General features: G+C 50.1%; 11 protein-coding genes and 1 tRNA gene. 8 read left to right on the forward strand and 4 right to left on the reverse strand.

Annotation, left to right across the window (positions count from 1 at the left end; all coding sequences use genetic code 11):
• The 3 genes from PY479_RS11985 (at nucleotide 1) to PY479_RS11995 (ending at nucleotide 3,866) form a co-directional block, all read left to right on the forward strand.
• Nucleotides 1-77, forward strand: a tRNA-Asp gene (locus tag PY479_RS11985).
• Between the two features lie 388 nt (nucleotides 78-465).
• Nucleotides 466-2,439 (forward strand): formate-dependent uric acid utilization protein AegA, encoded by a 1,974-nt coding sequence (gene aegA / locus PY479_RS11990; protein ID WP_275483909.1) that lies wholly within the window; start codon nucleotides 466-468, stop codon nucleotides 2,437-2,439.
• A gap of 152 nt (nucleotides 2,440-2,591) precedes the next feature.
• Nucleotides 2,592-3,866 carry a CinA family nicotinamide mononucleotide deamidase-related protein gene (locus tag PY479_RS11995; RefSeq protein ID WP_275483910.1) on the forward strand — a complete coding sequence of 425 codons (1,275 nt, stop codon included), beginning with the start codon at nucleotides 2,592-2,594 and terminating at the stop codon, nucleotides 3,864-3,866.
• Between the two features lie 39 nt (nucleotides 3,867-3,905).
• Here PY479_RS11995 and PY479_RS12000 read toward each other — a convergent pair whose 3' ends face one another.
• The 3 genes from PY479_RS12000 to argE form a co-directional block, all read right to left on the reverse strand.
• Nucleotides 3,906-4,436 carry a DUF1439 domain-containing protein gene (locus tag PY479_RS12000; protein WP_275483911.1) on the reverse strand — a complete coding sequence of 177 codons (531 nt, stop codon included), beginning with the start codon at nucleotides 4,434-4,436 and terminating at the stop codon, nucleotides 3,906-3,908.
• Nucleotides 4,436-7,081, reverse strand: a complete 2,646-nt coding sequence (ppc, locus tag PY479_RS12005) for a phosphoenolpyruvate carboxylase (RefSeq protein WP_275483912.1) — start codon at nucleotides 7,079-7,081, stop codon at nucleotides 4,436-4,438. The genes PY479_RS12000 and ppc overlap by 1 nt, the downstream gene beginning before the upstream one ends.
• Before the next feature lie 110 nt (nucleotides 7,082-7,191).
• Nucleotides 7,192-8,343, reverse strand: coding sequence for an acetylornithine deacetylase (gene argE / locus PY479_RS12010; RefSeq protein WP_212594708.1), 1,152 nt, complete (start codon nucleotides 8,341-8,343; stop codon nucleotides 7,192-7,194).
• Nucleotides 8,344-8,598: 255 nt separating this feature from the next.
• On the opposite strand from argE, the gene argC reads away from it, so the two are divergent.
• The 5 genes from argC to argH all read left to right on the forward strand — a co-directional run bounded on the left by argC (nucleotide 8,599) and on the right by argH (nucleotide 14,007).
• Entirely contained in the window at nucleotides 8,599-9,579 is a 981-nt protein-coding gene (gene argC, locus PY479_RS12015; RefSeq protein WP_212594707.1) for an N-acetyl-gamma-glutamyl-phosphate reductase, read from the forward strand.
• A 38-nt stretch (nucleotides 9,580-9,617) separates the two neighbouring features.
• On the forward strand, nucleotides 9,618-10,400 hold the full coding sequence (argB, locus tag PY479_RS12020; protein WP_212594706.1) for an acetylglutamate kinase: 783 nt from the start codon (nucleotides 9,618-9,620) through the stop codon (nucleotides 10,398-10,400).
• 13 nt (nucleotides 10,401-10,413) lie between these two features.
• Nucleotides 10,414-11,319, forward strand: coding sequence for an ornithine carbamoyltransferase (locus PY479_RS12025; protein WP_212594705.1), 906 nt, complete (start codon nucleotides 10,414-10,416; stop codon nucleotides 11,317-11,319).
• A gap of 33 nt (nucleotides 11,320-11,352) precedes the next feature.
• Complete coding sequence (locus PY479_RS12030) at nucleotides 11,353-12,579, forward strand: argininosuccinate synthase (protein ID WP_212594704.1); 1,227 nt, start codon at nucleotides 11,353-11,355, stop codon at nucleotides 12,577-12,579.
• A gap of 63 nt (nucleotides 12,580-12,642) precedes the next feature.
• Nucleotides 12,643-14,007: an argininosuccinate lyase gene (gene argH, locus PY479_RS12035; RefSeq protein ID WP_275483913.1), complete on the forward strand. Its 1,365-nt coding sequence runs from the start codon at nucleotides 12,643-12,645 to the stop codon at nucleotides 14,005-14,007.
• A gap of 60 nt (nucleotides 14,008-14,067) precedes the next feature.
• On the opposite strand, the gene PY479_RS12040 is transcribed toward argH, so the two are convergent.
• Nucleotides 14,068-16,641, reverse strand: coding sequence for a PBP1A family penicillin-binding protein (locus tag PY479_RS12040; protein ID WP_275483914.1), 2,574 nt, complete (start codon nucleotides 16,639-16,641; stop codon nucleotides 14,068-14,070).
• Between the last annotated feature and the right edge of the window lie 40 nt (nucleotides 16,642-16,681).

Consider the following 16,681-nt stretch of genomic DNA (forward strand, 5'->3'; position numbering starts at 1 on the left):
GGGGTGGTAGTTCAGTTGGTTAGAATACCGGCCTGTCACGCCGGGGGTCGCGGGTTCGAGTCCCGTCCATCCCGCCACTAATAGCAAGGCCTCGTCTCACGACGAGGCCTTTTGCTTTTTCCTCTCTTGCGTTTTATCTTCATTATTTGTTCTATCTAAGCGTTGTCGCCTTGTTTAATTTTTTCACTAAACGAGTCAAGATTCCGGATTTTATAATAAATCTGTAATTTAATTACAATTATGCTGCTTATAAGCCTTTTTAAATGATTTTCTGTCATCGGATGAGTGACTTTTCTCCTATTCACAGTACTAAAAACTGCATAGTTCCTGTCCGGTATCAAGTTTTCACTTCAATTTAGCAGGTTAGAATATTCAAATGTGAAACTACGCGTAGTCTTATTTCATCTGAAATTTTGTTGGGGAGCAGAATTTCATTTGCTGGAATCGGCTTGAGTTGGGGGCGTGATGAATCGGTTTGTGATTGCGAGTGCCAAGGATTGTATTGGTTGTCGGGCGTGTGAAGTCGCCTGTGTGTTGTCGCACAATAATGGGCGTTATCCTGATAGTGCTGACTCATTTAATCCACGCATAAAAGTGGTCCGTGGGGAATCGCGGATATCTGCTGCGGTATGCCGTCATTGTGAAGATGCACCTTGTGCTAACGCGTGCCCTGTACGCGCTATTACTCGTGATCATAACAGTGTGCAGTTACAGCAAGATAAATGTATTGGGTGTAAGAGTTGTGTTTTAGCCTGTCCATTCGGCGCGATTAATATGGTGTACGAATCTGCCGACCACAACGAAGCCAAAGCCTATGCCCATAAGTGTGATTTGTGCCATGAAAATGAGCAGGGGCCGGCTTGTGTTCAGGCCTGTCCGACCAAGGCGCTGCAATTTCTTGATGAATCAGCGTTAATCAATCTTCGCCGTCAAAAGCAATTACGCAGTGCTGGCGTTGATTACGATCTGAGACTGCCACATATTCATCGCCTAACACCGATATTGGCGTCGCTACCAGAACGTCCGCGCCAGGATGCGATTAAAGCGCCTTTGGAGTTGCGTAAAACCACCTTTGTTGAAACTTATCAGCCGTTCTCTGCGGAACAAACCAAAGCACAAGCAGAACGATGCCTGAGTTGTAGTGACCGTTCCGTATGTGAATGGACCTGTCCACTGCATAACAACATCCCCAAACTGCTCGAACTGGCTAAACAAGGCCGTATAGATGAAGCGGTTGAGCTGTCGCATAAGACCAGTTCGTTACCGGAAGTCTGTGGCCGGGTATGCCCACAAGACCGCCTGTGCGAAGGCTCCTGCACTCTCAAAGATAAATATGGTTCAGTTACTATTGGTAATGTTGAGCGTTATATTACCGACACTGCGTTGTCTAAAGGCTGGAAGCCAAATCTTAGCCATGTCGTCGCTACCGGTAAACGTGTTGCCATTATTGGCGCTGGCCCCGCCGGATTAGGCTGTGCAGATATCCTCAGCCGTAATGGGGTGCAAGCCGTGGTGTTTGATCGACACCCGGAAATCGGTGGTATGCTGACCTTTGGTATCCCTGCGTTTAAGTTGGACAAAAATGTTCTGATCAATCGTCGGGAGCTGTTTAGCGGGATGGGCATCGAATTTCGGCTGAATACCGAAATCGGTCGCGATATTTCACTGCAACAGCTACTGGATGAGTTCGATGCCGTGTTTGTGGGTACGGGTACTTACCAGTCGATGAAGGCTGGCTTAGAGCATGAAGATGCTCCAGGCGTGTATGAAGCGTTACCGTTTTTAATTGCAAACACTAAACATGAAATGGGATTACCTGAACTCGCAGACGAGCCTTATGTGAATCTTGCGGGTAAAAAAGTCGTGGTCTTAGGTGGTGGCGATACGGCGATGGATTGTCTGCGGACATCTTTGCGTCAAGGTGCTGCCAAAGTCACCTGTGCTTATCGTCGCGATGAAGCAAATATGCCGGGCTCTAAGAAAGAGGTGAAAAACTCGCGGGAAGAAGGGGCTGAATTCCAGTTTAATGTGCAGCCGCAATTTATCCAGCTCGACAAAAAAGGGCGGCTGACCGGGATTGGCTTGATCCGCACCGAACTCGGTGAAGCGGATAGTAGCGGTCGGCGGCGACCGCAGGCGGTCGCCGGCTCTGAATTTGTCTTAGACGCCGATGCCCTTATCATCGCTTTCGGTTTCAGTGCGCATCAGATGCCATGGCTGGAAAAAGCACAAGTAAAATGTAATCGCTGGGGATTGATTGACGCTCCTCGTAACAATCGTTTCCCGTGTCAAACCAGTCATCCAAAGATCTTCGCCGGTGGCGATATTGTGCGCGGTGCAGATCTGGTGGTGACCGCAATGTCTGATGGTCGTAAGGCGGCGTTGGGTATTATTGCTTCGCTGGGGCTTGAGCCTCAGCCAGCACCCGAAATACAGTAAGTTTGGTTAAGAACGGCCCGCAAAAATGCGGGTCGTTTTGCTTTCAATAGGCGACGACTCACCGCCAAATCCTCGTTCTGCATACCCATCTTCAGTGAATTAGCGTAATCTGGTGTGCGTTGGATCAACATTAAAACAAACGGGTGTTTTTAATGAAGCTGGAGATGATTTGTACCGGTGAAGAGGTGCTTTCCGGACAGATAGTGGACACCAATGCCGCCTGGTTTGCTAATCTGATGATGGAAAATGGCATTGAAGTACAACGGCGGGTCACGGTGGGAGATCGGATAGAAGATCTTGTGGCAGTGTTTCGTGAACGGAGCCTGCATGCTGACGTGATTCTGGTCAATGGCGGTTTAGGTCCCACTTCCGATGATTTATCGGCTGAAGCGATGGCCAAAGCGAAAGCAGAACCGTTGGTGGAAAATCCGGTGTGGCGCGAGCATATCACTGACTGGTTTGCTCGTAATAACCGGCCAATGCCTGCCAACAATCTCAAGCAAGCACTGTTACCGGCCTCAGCTGTCATGGTTGACAATCCGGTAGGAACGGCTTGCGGCTTTCGGGTAAAACTCAATCGAGCATGGCTGTTTTTTACGCCGGGCGTACCTTTTGAATTGAAACATATGGTGCGGGAACAATTTTTACCGTTTATCCGCCAAGAGTTTGATATTCACTCTGAGGTGGCGGTCGAAAAATTGCTAACCATAGGTCACGGAGAATCCTCTTTAGCCGAAAAGCTTGAGCCACTGGCGATGCCAGACGGTATCACTCTGGGTTACCGTTCATATATGCCGCATATTGAGATCAAGATTTTTGCACGTGGCGCATCGGCGATTGCACAGCTTGCTGAAGTGACTGCAAAAGTGAAGGTTGCGCTGGGGACCGCTGTCGTTGCGGAAAATCGTACCTCGTTGGCAGAAGAGATCCACCATCGGCTGTTTAAGTCAGGTCTCAGTCTCAGCGTTGCGGAGTCCTGCACTGGCGGCATGATCACCAGTCAACTAGTGGCTTTCCCGGGTAGTTCTTCCTATCTGCATCAGGGGCTGGTGACTTACTCCAATGAGAGCAAGGTCCGAGTATTAGGCGTAAAACCTCAGACACTTGACGACTATGGTGCGGTTTCAATTCCCGTGGTGGAAGCGATGGCACGTGGAGCCCGTGAACTATTAGACAGTGATTTTGCCTTGGCGACCAGTGGCATTGCCGGACCCGATGGTGGTACGCCGGAAAAGCCCGTAGGAACTGTCGCCATAGCGCTGGCTACCCGTAACGCGGTGTACAGCCAGATGATCCTGCTCTCTGGCCGTTCACGCGAATTGGTACGCAGTATCAGTGCGGCGGTAGCTTATGACATGTTACGCCGAGAGTTGCTGAACGAAGGCGTCATTGTTGATTACTCCTTCATTCAGCGCTATCCGAAGTAATATCAAAGTGAGTAGTCACTACTCGTTAGCGTATAGTGGCTACTCAAATTCCAATACCAGCTTTCCAGGTTCCACCTTAATAGCTCGGGTCATTTCTGCCAGCTTCGCCTGCACGCTGTTGTGGGTGTTTAACTCATACACTGGTTGGTTCTCAAGCAGTGTTCTGGCCAGGTCAACCAACTGCGGTGATACGTTGCCTAACAGTTTTTGCAATTTCGCGGGCGTCGCTTTGAATTGGACTAACTGCAAATCCCGCAGAAAAATGCTATGACTCGATTTGTCGTAAACAGGTTTTGCCTCGAATTCGGCTTGCAGATCGGCGCGTAGCGGCAAAATGGGTGTCGCCACCTTTATTTCCGCCAACGCGGTCACCGCCATTACGCCTGGTTTACTCCCCAATGTTACAGTGACACTGCGAAATCCCATGGATAATGCCGATGAGTCCTTAGCTTGATGCTGCTTGGCAAGCTTGTCATTTAGGTAATTTGTTACCTGCTGTTCACTGATGCTGTATTGGCTGACACAACCACCCAAATACAGCATCGCCAGCAGCAAAATGATGAATTTCATCAACCGGTGTTCCTCATACCTGCAGCGACACCGGCGATAGTTAACATCAATGCTAATTCCAGTGTTTCCGATGCTTGCTGTTCCCGACGGGTGCGCCCCAATAGTTCAGCCTGTAGGAAGTTAAGCGGGTCAATATACGGATTGCGCAATTTAATCGACTCACGATTCCAGGGAGTATGCGCCATTAGCGTATCGCTATCGGTGAGTTCCAACACCACCTTCATCCCCAGTTGCAGTCTGGCTATCAGCTCGTCGCCAAGATGGTGCAGTTCGACCGGTACCAGGCAGGTTTCATAATAGCGTGCCAGATTTGGTTCGGCTTTGGCATAGACCATCTCCATCATGGAAATGCGGGTGCGGAAAAATGGCCAGTGCTGCTCCATTTCTTGTAGCAGCACTTTTTCACCTCGATCTATGGCGGCTTGCAATGATTCTCCGGCACCCAGCCATGCAGGCAACATTAGGCGGTTTTGCGACCAGGCGAAGATCCATGGGATCGCTCGTAAGCTCTCAATACCACCATCCACGCGTCGCTTGGCCGGACGGCTACCAAGGGGCAGTTTCCCCAACTCTATTTCTGGCGTTGCCGCGCGGAAATAGGGCACAAAATCAGGCTCTTCGCGCACAACTTTACGATAGGCGGTGACCGAATCCGAGGCAATGCGCTCCATACATTCGCGCCACTCCGGTTTGGGCTCCGGCGGTGGCAGTAAGGTCGCTTCCATCACCGCCGAGGTATATAACGCCAGCGATTGTATTGCCTGTTTCGGCAGGCCGAATTTGAAACGGATCATCTCGCCTTGTTCCGTCACCCGGATTCGGCCATCAACGGAACCTGGCGGTTGTGACAGAATGGCATCGTGCGCTGGTGCACCACCGCGGCCAACGGTGCCGCCGCGACCATGAAACAGAATAAGTTTTACGCCAGCATTACGGCATACCGCGACTAACTGTTCTTGTGCCCGATACTGCGCCCAGGCCGCCGCCATCACACCGGCGTCTTTGGCGGAGTCCGAGTAACCAATCATCACCTCTTGGGTGCCCTTAGTGTAGCCTCGGTACCAGTCAAGATTGAGCAGTGCGGTCATACAGCTGGCAGCATTGTTAAGGTCTTCTAGGGTTTCAAACAGTGGCACTACCCGCATCGGGTGCGGACATCCGGTTTCTTTCAACAGTAATAACACGGCCAGCACATCGGATGGCTTACCTGCCATAGAGATCACATAAGACCCCAACGCTCTTGCCGGTTGTTTGGCAATCAAGCGACAAGTGGCAAGCACTTCGGCAACATTGTCCGAGGGTTGCCAGGTGCCAGGAAGCAGAGGTCGGCGGTTAGTCAGTTCTTTCAGGAGAAACGCTTGCTTCTCTGACTCCCCCCAATGCGCATAATCGCCTATACCGAGATAACGGGTGAGTTCTGCCAACACTTCCGCGTGTCTGGCGGCATCCTGACGGATATCCAGACGCACCATATGAATACCGAAACAGGCGAGCCGTCGCAGCATATTTAACAGTAAACCGTTGGCAATGAGGCGCATACCGCAATCGCATAGACTGTGATACAGCAACATTAACGGCGTTTTTAAATCGTCTTCGTGCCAGATAATGGTGCTGTAATCGACCTCTGGCTGATGTCCTTCAATCCGGGCATTAAGAAAGTCGATGGTGTTTCGCAACTTTTGCCGTAAATCTCGCAGCACATCGCGGTAGGGTTCACGACTGTTGTTGGTGTAGGCCATCAGTGCTTCATTGGCATCTTCCATTGACAGCTCTGCCAGGAGCTCAACGATATCTTTGAGGTGCAATCTGGCCGCCGCGTGACGATTGCGATCGAGCACTTCCTGGGTCACTTTAGCGGTGACAAACGGGTTGCCGTCACGGTCACCGCCCATCCAGCTGGAAAATCGTACCGGCGCAATATCAATAGGCAATTGCACACCCGTACGTTCTTCAATCTGATCGTTAAGCTGTCTTAGAAAATCGGGCACTGCCTGCCACAGTGAGGCTTCAATGGTGGCGAGGCCCCAACGCGCTTCGTCAACCGGGGTCGGGCGTTCACTGCGAATTTCATTGGTATGCCAAATCTGCGATACCAATTGCCGTAACCGCAGATTCAGCTGCTTGGTCTCGCGTTGGCTGAGTTTGTCGTTTTCCAACGCTGCCAGGCAATCGACTACCGCAGCATATTTCTGGATTAACGTACGTCGCGATATCTCAGTCGGATGTGCGGTCAGCACCAGGTCGATATCCATCGCTTTCAAACAGTCCAGCATCTGCTGCTGATCTATCGGGCCATTGAGCATCCGGCTTAGCAACAGCTCAACGGGATCGGGGACACACACCAGCTCATCACAATTGCGACTGATGGTATGGAACTGCTCGGCAATGTTCGCCAAATTGAGAAACTGGTTAAACGCTTTAGCGACGGGGACTAACTCGTCATCTGGTAATGCATTAAGTAGCTGCAACATCTGCTCACGTGCAGCACTGTCGCCTTTACGCGAACTTTTGGCTAACTGGCGGATCTGTTCCACCTTTTCCAGAAATGAATCCCCTAAGTGGTCGCGCATCGTCTCACCGAGGATCTGCCCTAACATACTGACGTTCGCCCGTAGTGAGGCATACATATCTGTCGTTTGTTCCATTGTGGCTCCCATTTCCCCAAAAATGTGTTGCTGTGCCTCAGCACCTACCCGTCACAATACCTAGCCGAGGCCATTAAGGTCAATGAAGTGTAGATGACATTGCGTTAATGCTATTCAATACAAGCGTGATAAATCAGTTGCTTAAGTAGTGATATTGTCGGCTTTAGCTGCGCCAAATCGATAAATTCATCTGGCTGATGTGCCTGATCGATGCTGCCAGGTCCGAGTACCAGTGTATGGCAACCAATGCTGCGAATATATGGAGCTTCAGTAGCATAATTCACCACCTCCGGTGCGTTCCCGGCCAATTTGGCCACCAGTTGGCTCCAGGCAGAATCTGCGGTATCGGCAAAGGGTTCTGCCCCTGGGTACAAGGTGCTGATGCTGATGGCACCCGGATATTTTTCAGAAATGGGTAACAGGTACTGCTGCGTCATCAACTGCAGATCGGCAATGGCGATGCCGGGCAAGGGGCGGATGTCCATATGCAAGTCGCAACACCCACAAATACGGTTAGCGGCGTCACCACCATGAATATGACCAAAGTTCATCGTAGGATATGGCACACTGAAGGCATTTTCTCGATAGTTATCTGCCAGATGCTGTTTTAACTTCAGCAACTGCCCAATCACCTGATACATGATATCGATGGCGTTAAGTCCCTTGGCTGGGTCAGACGAATGACCGCTGCGGCCAGTAATTCTGATCCCTTGTGCCAGATGCCCTTTATGCATATACACCGGACGCAGGCTCGTGGGTTCGCCAATGATGGCGTACTCCGGACGGATAGCTGCGTTGGCGGCAAAAGTCTTCGCGCCACTCATGGTGGTTTCTTCATCAGCGCTGGCAAGGATATACAGCGGCCGTTTGAATTGCTGCAGTGGCATATCTTTCACGGCTTCTAATACCAGCGCAAAAAAGCCTTTCATATCGCAGGTGCCAAGGCCATACCAACGGTCGTCCTTTTCTGTCAGCACAAACGGATCTTGGTGCCAACGACCTTCATCAAACGGTACGGTGTCGGTGTGACCGGCTAATAACAACCCACCTTTACCACTGCCGAGCGAAGCCAACAGATTATATTTATTGCGACTGTCCTTCACTGGCTGTTGCTGGCAATGAAAGCCCAGTTCCGAGAACCAGTTACTGAGAAGATCGAGCACCCCTTTATTGGTCTGATCCTGTTCGGCTTCTATGGCGCTGATAGAGGGAGAAGCGATAAGCGCACTGAAGCTGTGTTTGAGTTCCGGCAATTTGGTCATAATTCCGCCAAAAATAGTAAAATAACTATTCACATATATTGCATAAATAAACTTGTATGGTAGTCTAGCAAACAGCTGAGACAGGTGTCATCAGCGAAACGCTGTCACCTGCATAAAATACCCTGTTTGAGCTTATTATTGAGCTTAATACAGATAAAAGCTGCATATAATCCCTGCAGCGTTAAACTTGTCATCAGGCATTCTGCCCGGGCACAACTTTAGCCCTTCCTTTTGACTAGATATAGATTTGAGATCATGAAAAATATTGCCATTATCGGTGCCAGTGGCTACACCGGAGCCCAGATAACCGCGTTGATTGAAAATGAACCCGGGCTCAGTGTGCAGGGGTTGTATGTGTCTGAGAATAGTCTCGACAAAGGCAAAGCCCTCGCTGACCTCTATCCTGTATATCAACAGGTTCCTTATGTATTGCAACCATTAACTGCTGAAGCCAAAGATACCATTGCGGCAGAATCAGATGCCGTAGTGCTGGCCACAGAACACGTTGTCAGTCTGGAACTCGCTGCCTGGTTTTATGAAAAAGGACTGCGAGTGTTCGATCTTAGCGGCGCTTATCGTTTTGCCGATGCCGCACAGTATCCCAAATGGTATGGTTTTGAACATACACAGCCAAAAGTGCTAGCGCAGGCGATTTATGGCTTGGCTGAATGGAATGCTGACAAGATTGCCGCAACCCGCATGATTGCCGTTCCAGGATGTTATCCCACCGCTTCATTGTTAGCACTTAAGCCAGTTAAGCCGCTGCTTACCGAAACGTTGCCAGTGATTAATGCCGTCAGTGGTGTCACCGGTGCCGGTCGAAAAGCACAACTGCATACCAGTTTTTGCGAAGTCAGTTTGACGCCCTATGGCGTGCTCGGACATCGCCACCAACCAGAAATTGCCACTCATCTGGGACAGCAGGTTATTTTTACACCGCATCTGGGTAACTTTAAGCGTGGTATTTTGGCAACCATTACCGCACAACTGAAGTCGGGCACGACTACTGCGCAGGTTGCAGAAGCCTATAGCGTTTATGATAACTCACCTTTGGTGAAGGTAAGTCAGCAGCGTTTTCCGAAAGTGGATGATGTGGTGCTGACGCCAAATTGCCATATCGGTTGGAAGTTTGATGAAGCCAGTGGCTATCTGGTGGTAGCCAGCGCTATCGACAATTTGATGAAAGGTGCGGCCAGTCAAGCACTGCAATGCATAAAGATTCATTTTAATCTTTGAATTAACCAGCCCTAGCGGCATTTTTGAGAGTTTCCTTTATGAGCACAAATGACAGTGTGTTGGTTCTGAAAGTCGGTGGCGCATTAATGCAGTGTGAGATGGGCATGGCGCGATTGATGGAAACGGCAGCCAAGATGTTGTCCCAGGGACAGAAAGTGGTACTGGTGCACGGCGGCGGTTATCTGGTTGATGAACAGTTGAAAGTCAATGGCATGGAAACCGTTAAGTTGGAAGGCTTGCGGGTGACACCTGCCGAGCAGATGCCAATAGTGGTTGGGGCATTGGCTGGTACCTCTAACAAAATCCTGCAGGCCGCCGCAGTAAAAGCGGGCGTTGTTGCTGTAGGTATGAGTCTGGCAGACGGTAACCTCGTCGACGCCAGCATTAAAGATGAACGTCTGGGCTTTGTGGGTGAAGTTACTCCAAAAGATGGTACCTACATTAATTTCCTGTTAGCCCAGGGCTGGATGCCAATTGTCAGTTCCATTGCAGTGTCAAGCGATGGAGACTTACTGAATGTCAATGCTGATGAAGCGGCCACCGTACTCGCCAAATTGGTTGGTGGTAAGCTGGTATTGCTGTCAGATGTTTCTGGTGTACTGGATGGAAAAGGCCAGTTGATCCCACAACTGAACCGCGACCAGATCCAGCAACTGGTGAAACAGGGCGTTATCGAAAAAGGCATGAAAGTTAAAGTAGAGGCTGCGCTGGATGTGGCGGAGCAGATGGGGCAGCCAGTACAGGTAGCCTCATGGCGGGATGCAGCCCAGTTGGCTGCCCTTGCCCGGGGAGAGAACATCGGAACACAAATTCAACCGTAAGTAAGGATTAGTTATGAAGCACCTGTTGTCCCTTAAAGACCTGAGCCAATCGCAACTGTTGGCATTGCTGGACTTGGCGGTCAAGATCAAAGCCAACCCAGCCGAATATCGTCATGCGCTCGATGGGAAGAGCGTAGTGATGCTGTTCGAAAAGCCCTCATTGCGTACCCGAGTGAGCTTTGATATAGGTATCAATAAGCTCGGTGGTCACTGTGTCTATATGGATCAGCAAAATGGTGCTTTGGGCAAACGAGAGTCAGTGCGCGATTTCGCCGGTAATATTTCGCAGTGGGCGGATGCGATTGTGGCGCGTACCTTTAGCCATGTCACCGTAGAAGGCTTGGCAGAATACGGCAGCGTCCCTGTTATCAATGCATTGTCGGACCTTTACCATCCTTGTCAGGCCTTGGCTGATTTCCTGACCTTGAAGGAAGTCTTGGGAAGTCTGAAAGGCCTGAAACTTGCGTATATCGGAGATGGTAATAACGTTACCAACTCGCTGATGGTTGGTGCCGCCATTCTGGGGGCACAAATGACGGTGATTTGCCCTGAGGGACATTTCCCTGATGGTTTTGCGGTAACTCAAGCGCAGCAGTTAGCCGCAGTTCACGGCGGTAGTTTACTACTGACGCCAGATGTTAGTGCGCTCGAAGGTGTGGATGCAGTCTACACTGATACATGGATTTCCATGGGAGACAGTACCAAACTTTCGGATATTGCCGTTAAATTTGCTCAATATCAGGTTTCAAAAGAACTGATGGAAAAATACAAGGTCAAGTATTTCATGCATTGCTTGCCCGCGCACAGAGGGGTAGAAGTGACGGATGAAGTAATGGACGGTGAAGGTTCGCTGATATTACAGCAGGCGCAGAACCGGATGCACGCCCAAAACGCGGTACTTGTCACTCTGTTAAGTTGATGGCCAAAGGCCTTTTAATCCAGGAAATATAAGATGTCTATTGCACAGAAAAACACACAAGTGAAAAAGGTGGTGCTGGCTTACTCCGGTGGTTTGGACACCTCGGCCATCATCCCATGGCTGAAAGAAAACTATAACAACTGCGAAATCGTCGCCTTTTGTGCGGATATCGGTCAGGATCCAGCAGAGCTGGTGGGCTTGACTGAAAAAGCCTTGGCTTCTGGTGCTTCTGAGTGCCATATCGTCGATTTGAAAGAAGAATTTGTTAAAGACTACATCTACCCGACTATTGCAACAGGTGCCGTTTATGAAGGTACTTACCTGTTGGGTACCTCAATGGCTCGCCCAATCATTGCCAAAGCTCAGGTAGAAGTGGCCCGTAAAGTCGGGGCTGATGCCCTGGCTCATGGTTGTACTGGTAAAGGTAATGACCAGGTGCGTTTTGAAGGCTGTTTTGCTGCATTGGCGCCCGATCTGAAAGTGATTGCGCCATGGCGTGAATGGACCATGCAGAGCCGTGAAGATCTGCTGGCCTACCTGGCTGAACGTCATATCAAGACCACAGCATCAGCAACCAAAATTTACAGCCGTGACGCCAATGCCTGGCACATCTCTACTGAAGGCGGTGAGTTGGAAAGCCCATGGAACGAACCCAGCAAAGCGGTTTGGACTTGGACCGTTGATCCAGAAGATGCACCAGATGCTCCTGAGTATGTCACTGTAGAAGTGAAAGATTGCCGTGTGACTGCCGTTAATGGTGAACAGCTGGAGCCTTATGCTGCGTTGGTGAAACTCAACGAAATCGCCGCGGCGCATGGTGTTGGTCGCGTAGACATTACCGAAAACCGTCTGGTAGGGATGAAGTCTCGTGGCTGTTACGAAACTCCCGGGGGCACCGTAATGATGGCTGCACTGCGTGCAGTGGAAGAACTGGTGCTGGATAAAACCAGTCGCTCATGGCGTGAACAGGTCGCTGCGCAGATGGCGCATCTGGTGTATGACGGTCGCTGGTTCACTCCGCTATGCAACTCTTTGATTGCGGCGTCTGAAGCGCTTGCCAAAGATGTTAATGGTGAAGTGGTGATCAAGCTTTACAAAGGTCAGGCGACCCCAGTGAAAAAACGTTCACCTAACAGCCTGTACTCTGAAGCATTTGCTACCTTCGGTGAAGATACTGTATACGACCAGAAACATGCGGAAGGCTTTATCCGTTTGTATTCTCTGGCAAGCCGTATCCGCGCCATCAACAGCAACAAGTAAGACGGTGATTTATGGGGCGCCCTGGCGCCCCTTTTTGTTTATTCGTAACAGAGGAATTTCAACATGGCATTATGGGGCGGCCGCTTCAGTGGCCCGAGCAGCGAACTTTTCCAACTCTTCAATGACTCGTTGCCAGTAGATTATCGGCTGGTGGAACAGGACATTCAGGGCTCGGTTGCCTGGGCTGCCGCAATTGCCAAAGCTGGTGTGTTGACTGGGGCAGAATTGGCGTCTTTGCAACAGGCACTTCAGGAATTGCTCGTTGAAGTAAAAGATCAGCCACAACAGATCCTGAGTTCTGGCGCTGAAGATATTCACAGTTTTGTCGAACAGAAACTGATCGATAAAGTCGGTGACCTTGGCAAAAAATTGCATACCGGGCGTTCGCGTAACGATCAGGTGGCAACTGACCTTAAGCTTTGGTGTAAAGAAGAAGCTGAGCACTTGCTGACTTTGCTGACGCAGTTAAAGCAGGCGATGTTAGCGCTGGCAGAGCGCGAGCTGGATGCGGTGATGCCAGGATATACTCATTTGCAACGGGCTCAACCAGTGACTATGGGGCATTGGGCCTTAGCTTACGTGGAAATGTTTGAGCGTGACCTCAGCCGTCTGCAAGATACCGTAACCCGTCTGAATACCTGTCCGTTGGGCAGTGGTGCGCTGGCAGGTACTGCTTATCCGGTGGATCGTAAAGCGTTGGCATTGAGCCTGGGGTTTGCAGCTCCTACACTGAACAGCCTTGATAGTGTCTCTGATCGTGACCATGTGGTGGAGTTATGCAGTGACGCCGCCATCAGCATGATGCATCTTAGCCGCATGGCGGAAGATATGATTTTCTTCAACTCTGGTGAAGCCAATTTCATTGAACTGGCTGATAACGTCACTTCTGGTTCATCGTTGATGCCACAGAAGAAAAACCCAGATGCACTGGAATTGATCCGCGGTAAAACTGGCCGGGTTTATGGTTCTTTGACTGGTATTCTGACCACGATGAAAGCACTGCCGCTGGCCTATAACAAGGACATGCAGGAAGACAAAGAAGGCCTGTTCGATGTGATGGACAGCTGGAGTCTGTGTCTTAAAATGGCCGCTTTGGTATTGGAAGGCGTGAAGGTGAATCGTAATCGAGCCTTGCAGGCTGCCCAGCAAGGCTATGCCAATGCGACAGAACTGGCCGATTACTTGGTTTCTAAAGGTATGCCATTTCGTGAAGCGCACCATGTCGTGGGTGAAGTGGTGTTAAAAGCAATTGCTGAAGGTAAGCCGATTGAAGCGTTGCCGTTAGCCACTTTACAGACTTATGCCGCGATCATTGCCGAAGATGTTTACCCAAATCTGACCATTGAAGCATGTCTTGAGAAGCGTAATGTGCTTGGTGGCACCGCATTAGTGCAGGTGCAAGCCGCATTGGACGCAAAGAAATACTGATCAGTGAGCCACTGATAAAAAACGCGCCAGCTGGCGCGTTTTTTATTGAATAACATTGAGTTAGTTAAACAAGTTTTCCGATGTTTTGCCGGAATCAAGGAACAAGTTACTGTCCTCGGTAGCATCGCTGGCGTATTCCTTGGGCTCAGTGCCTTGAATAAAGTATTCAAAATCACTGGTATAGTCGTTCTTACGGGATAACTTGCCAGTTGCTAAATCAATCCTTACCGAGACGATACCCGCTGGTGGTGTCATCGGGATTTCTGGCGTGCCTTCTAAGGCATCGTGCATAAACTCGTTCCAGGCCGGCCCGGCAGTCTTAGCCCCGGATTCTGCTCCAGAAATCTGATCTTTTGCACCGTTAGGATTCCAGGCCACACGACCTAACTCGCGACTATGATCATCAAAACCTACCCAGGCGGTGGTGACCAGACTCGGGTTAAACCCACTGAACCAGGTATCTCTAGATTCATTGGTGGTACCGGTTTTACCGGCAATATCATGCCGTTTTACCACGCGAGCAGCACGCCAAGCGGTACCGTTCCATGCGGTACCATGATTCCAGTCGCCCCCCCCCCAAATCACGCTCTTAAGCGCATCGGTTATCAGGAACGCAATCTGTTTGGAGATAACTCGTTTAGCATGACGTGCCTGAGGGTTGTCACAGGTATATGGCAGATCACTGGCGGCAACGGTAACCGCTACGGGATTATCCTCTGGACGGTCTAAGCTGGTAATGGTCGATTCAGGTGCCATTGCTGTAGTTTGCACGTTAGCTACTGTTGCTGCTGGCATTGTATCGCAAGCCAGTGCAGGATCAGCGCGCTCAATCGTCCTGCCATAGGCATCATCGACGCGTGCAATGAAGTAGGGTTCCAACAATTGACCGCCATTCGCGAAACTTGAGAACGCGGTAACAACCTGCAAGGGAGTCACTGACGGAGAGCCTAATGCCAGTGATTCGTTACGGTTCAGATCGGCCGGATCAAATCCAAACTGACTGAGTTTATCAATTGCCGCATCCAGTCCAATATATCGCAGTGTTCTGACCGCCATGACGTTGATGGATTGCGCCAATCCGACGCGCAGTCTAGTTGGACCGCCGTAGACATCAGGCGAATTTTTAGGGCGCCAGGCGGTACCCTGACTTAAATCAGGCTTATTAATAGGGGCGTTATTAATCAATGTCGCCAGGGTGTAACCTTTTTCCAATGCAGTAGCATACAGGAATGGCTTGATGTTAGAGCCTAACTGACGTTTGGCCTGCACCACCCGGTTGTATTGGCTTTGAGTGAAGCTAAATCCACCTACCAAGGTACGGATGGCGCCGTCATGAGGATCGAGAGAGACCATCGCGCTGGCAACTTGTGGAAGTTGCGATAATTGCCAACTATCGCCCATCGGGCGGACCCAGATCTGTTCGCCAACTTTGACAACATCCGCCGCTGATTTGGGTGATGGCCCCTGGCGTCTGTCGTTAATAAAGCTGCGTGCCCAGTTTAAACCTTCCCAAGGAATGGTTACGGTGTGACCATTTCCAAGTAATACTTCGGCCTGCTTGTCTTCCACTTTGATGACGGCAGCTGGCTGTAACTCCTGCACAGGTGCTGTCTGTTTTAGTGTTTCAACCAACTTATCCGGCGCCGGCTCAGAATCTGTCCATAAGACTGACACCGGCCCCCGGTAACCATGACGTTCGTCATAGGCATAGACGTTGTTGCGTAACGCTTTTTGCGCTTTTTGTTGCAGATCAGAATTGATAGTGGTGTAGACGTTGTAACCACCGGTGTAGGCTTCTTCTTCACCGTATTTCTGCACCATATAATCTCTCGCCATCTCTGAGATATAAGGTGCATATAGGTCGATTTCCGCACCATGGTACTTGGCGGTGATCGGCGCAGCAGCAGCCACTTGATAGTCGTTTTGATTGATGTATCCCACATCCAGCATTCGCCGCAGGACTACGTTACGACGAGCCTTGGCTCTTTCCGGAGAGGTGATGGGGTTAACGGTTGACGGCGCTTTGGGGAGCCCTGCAATCACGGCCATTTCTGCAAGCGTCAGGTCTTTTACATCCTTGCCGTAATACACTTGTGCTGCCGCCCCGACGCCATAGGCGCGTTGCCCGAGGTAGATCCGGTTGACATATAGTTCCAGAATCTCGTCTTTAGTTAAAAGCTGTTCAATGTGAAGTGCAATAAAGATTTCTTTGATTTTTCGGATAAACTTCTTATCTCGAGTCAAAAAGAAGTTACGGGCTACCTGCATGGTAATGGTACTTGCACCCTGGCGCTTTTGGCCGGTAGTAATCATCACTAATGCCGCGCGCAGCACCCCAATGGGATCGACACCGTTGTGCTCATAAAAGCGTGAATCTTCGGTAGCAATAAATGCTTGTAACAAAGGTTTGGGAACATCACTCAATTGCAATGGAATACGACGCTTTTCCCCAAATTGAGAAATAAGTTTGCCATCACTTGAATATATTTTAAGTGGCGTCTGAAGTTTGACGGTTTTCAATGTATTGACGTCTGGCAGATCCGGCAAAACGTAAAAATACGCGCCGATAATGGCAATGATTCCCAATAGCGCGAGACTGAATACAGCGATAAGTATGCGTTTAAACCACTTCACCGGATTATTCCATAACCTGTTGAGGGGTAAATAGTATATA

It is taken from the genome of Shewanella sp. A32 (genome assembly GCF_029167175.1).
Classification (GTDB): Bacteria; Pseudomonadota; Gammaproteobacteria; order Enterobacterales; family Shewanellaceae; genus Shewanella; species Shewanella yunxiaonensis.

Excerpts from the sequence above, each read along its gene's own strand:
- aegA (WP_275483909.1), top strand. The coding sequence starts at position 466 with ATGAATCGGTTTGTGATTGCGAGTGCCAAGGATTGTATTGGTTGTCGG.
- PY479_RS11995 (WP_275483910.1), top strand. The coding sequence starts at position 2,592 with ATGAAGCTGGAGATGATTTGTACCGGTGAAGAGGTGCTTTCCGGACAG.
- PY479_RS12000 (WP_275483911.1), bottom strand. The coding sequence starts at position 4,436 with ATGAAATTCATCATTTTGCTGCTGGCGATGCTGTATTTGGGTGGTTGT.
- ppc (WP_275483912.1), bottom strand. The coding sequence starts at position 7,081 with ATGGAACAAACGACAGATATGTATGCCTCACTACGGGCGAACGTCAGT.
- argE (WP_212594708.1), bottom strand. The coding sequence starts at position 8,343 with ATGACCAAATTGCCGGAACTCAAACACAGCTTCAGTGCGCTTATCGCT.
- argC (WP_212594707.1), top strand. The coding sequence starts at position 8,599 with ATGAAAAATATTGCCATTATCGGTGCCAGTGGCTACACCGGAGCCCAG.
- argB (WP_212594706.1), top strand. The coding sequence starts at position 9,618 with ATGAGCACAAATGACAGTGTGTTGGTTCTGAAAGTCGGTGGCGCATTA.
- PY479_RS12025 (WP_212594705.1), top strand. The coding sequence starts at position 10,414 with ATGAAGCACCTGTTGTCCCTTAAAGACCTGAGCCAATCGCAACTGTTG.
- PY479_RS12030 (WP_212594704.1), top strand. The coding sequence starts at position 11,353 with ATGTCTATTGCACAGAAAAACACACAAGTGAAAAAGGTGGTGCTGGCT.
- argH (WP_275483913.1), top strand. The coding sequence starts at position 12,643 with ATGGCATTATGGGGCGGCCGCTTCAGTGGCCCGAGCAGCGAACTTTTC.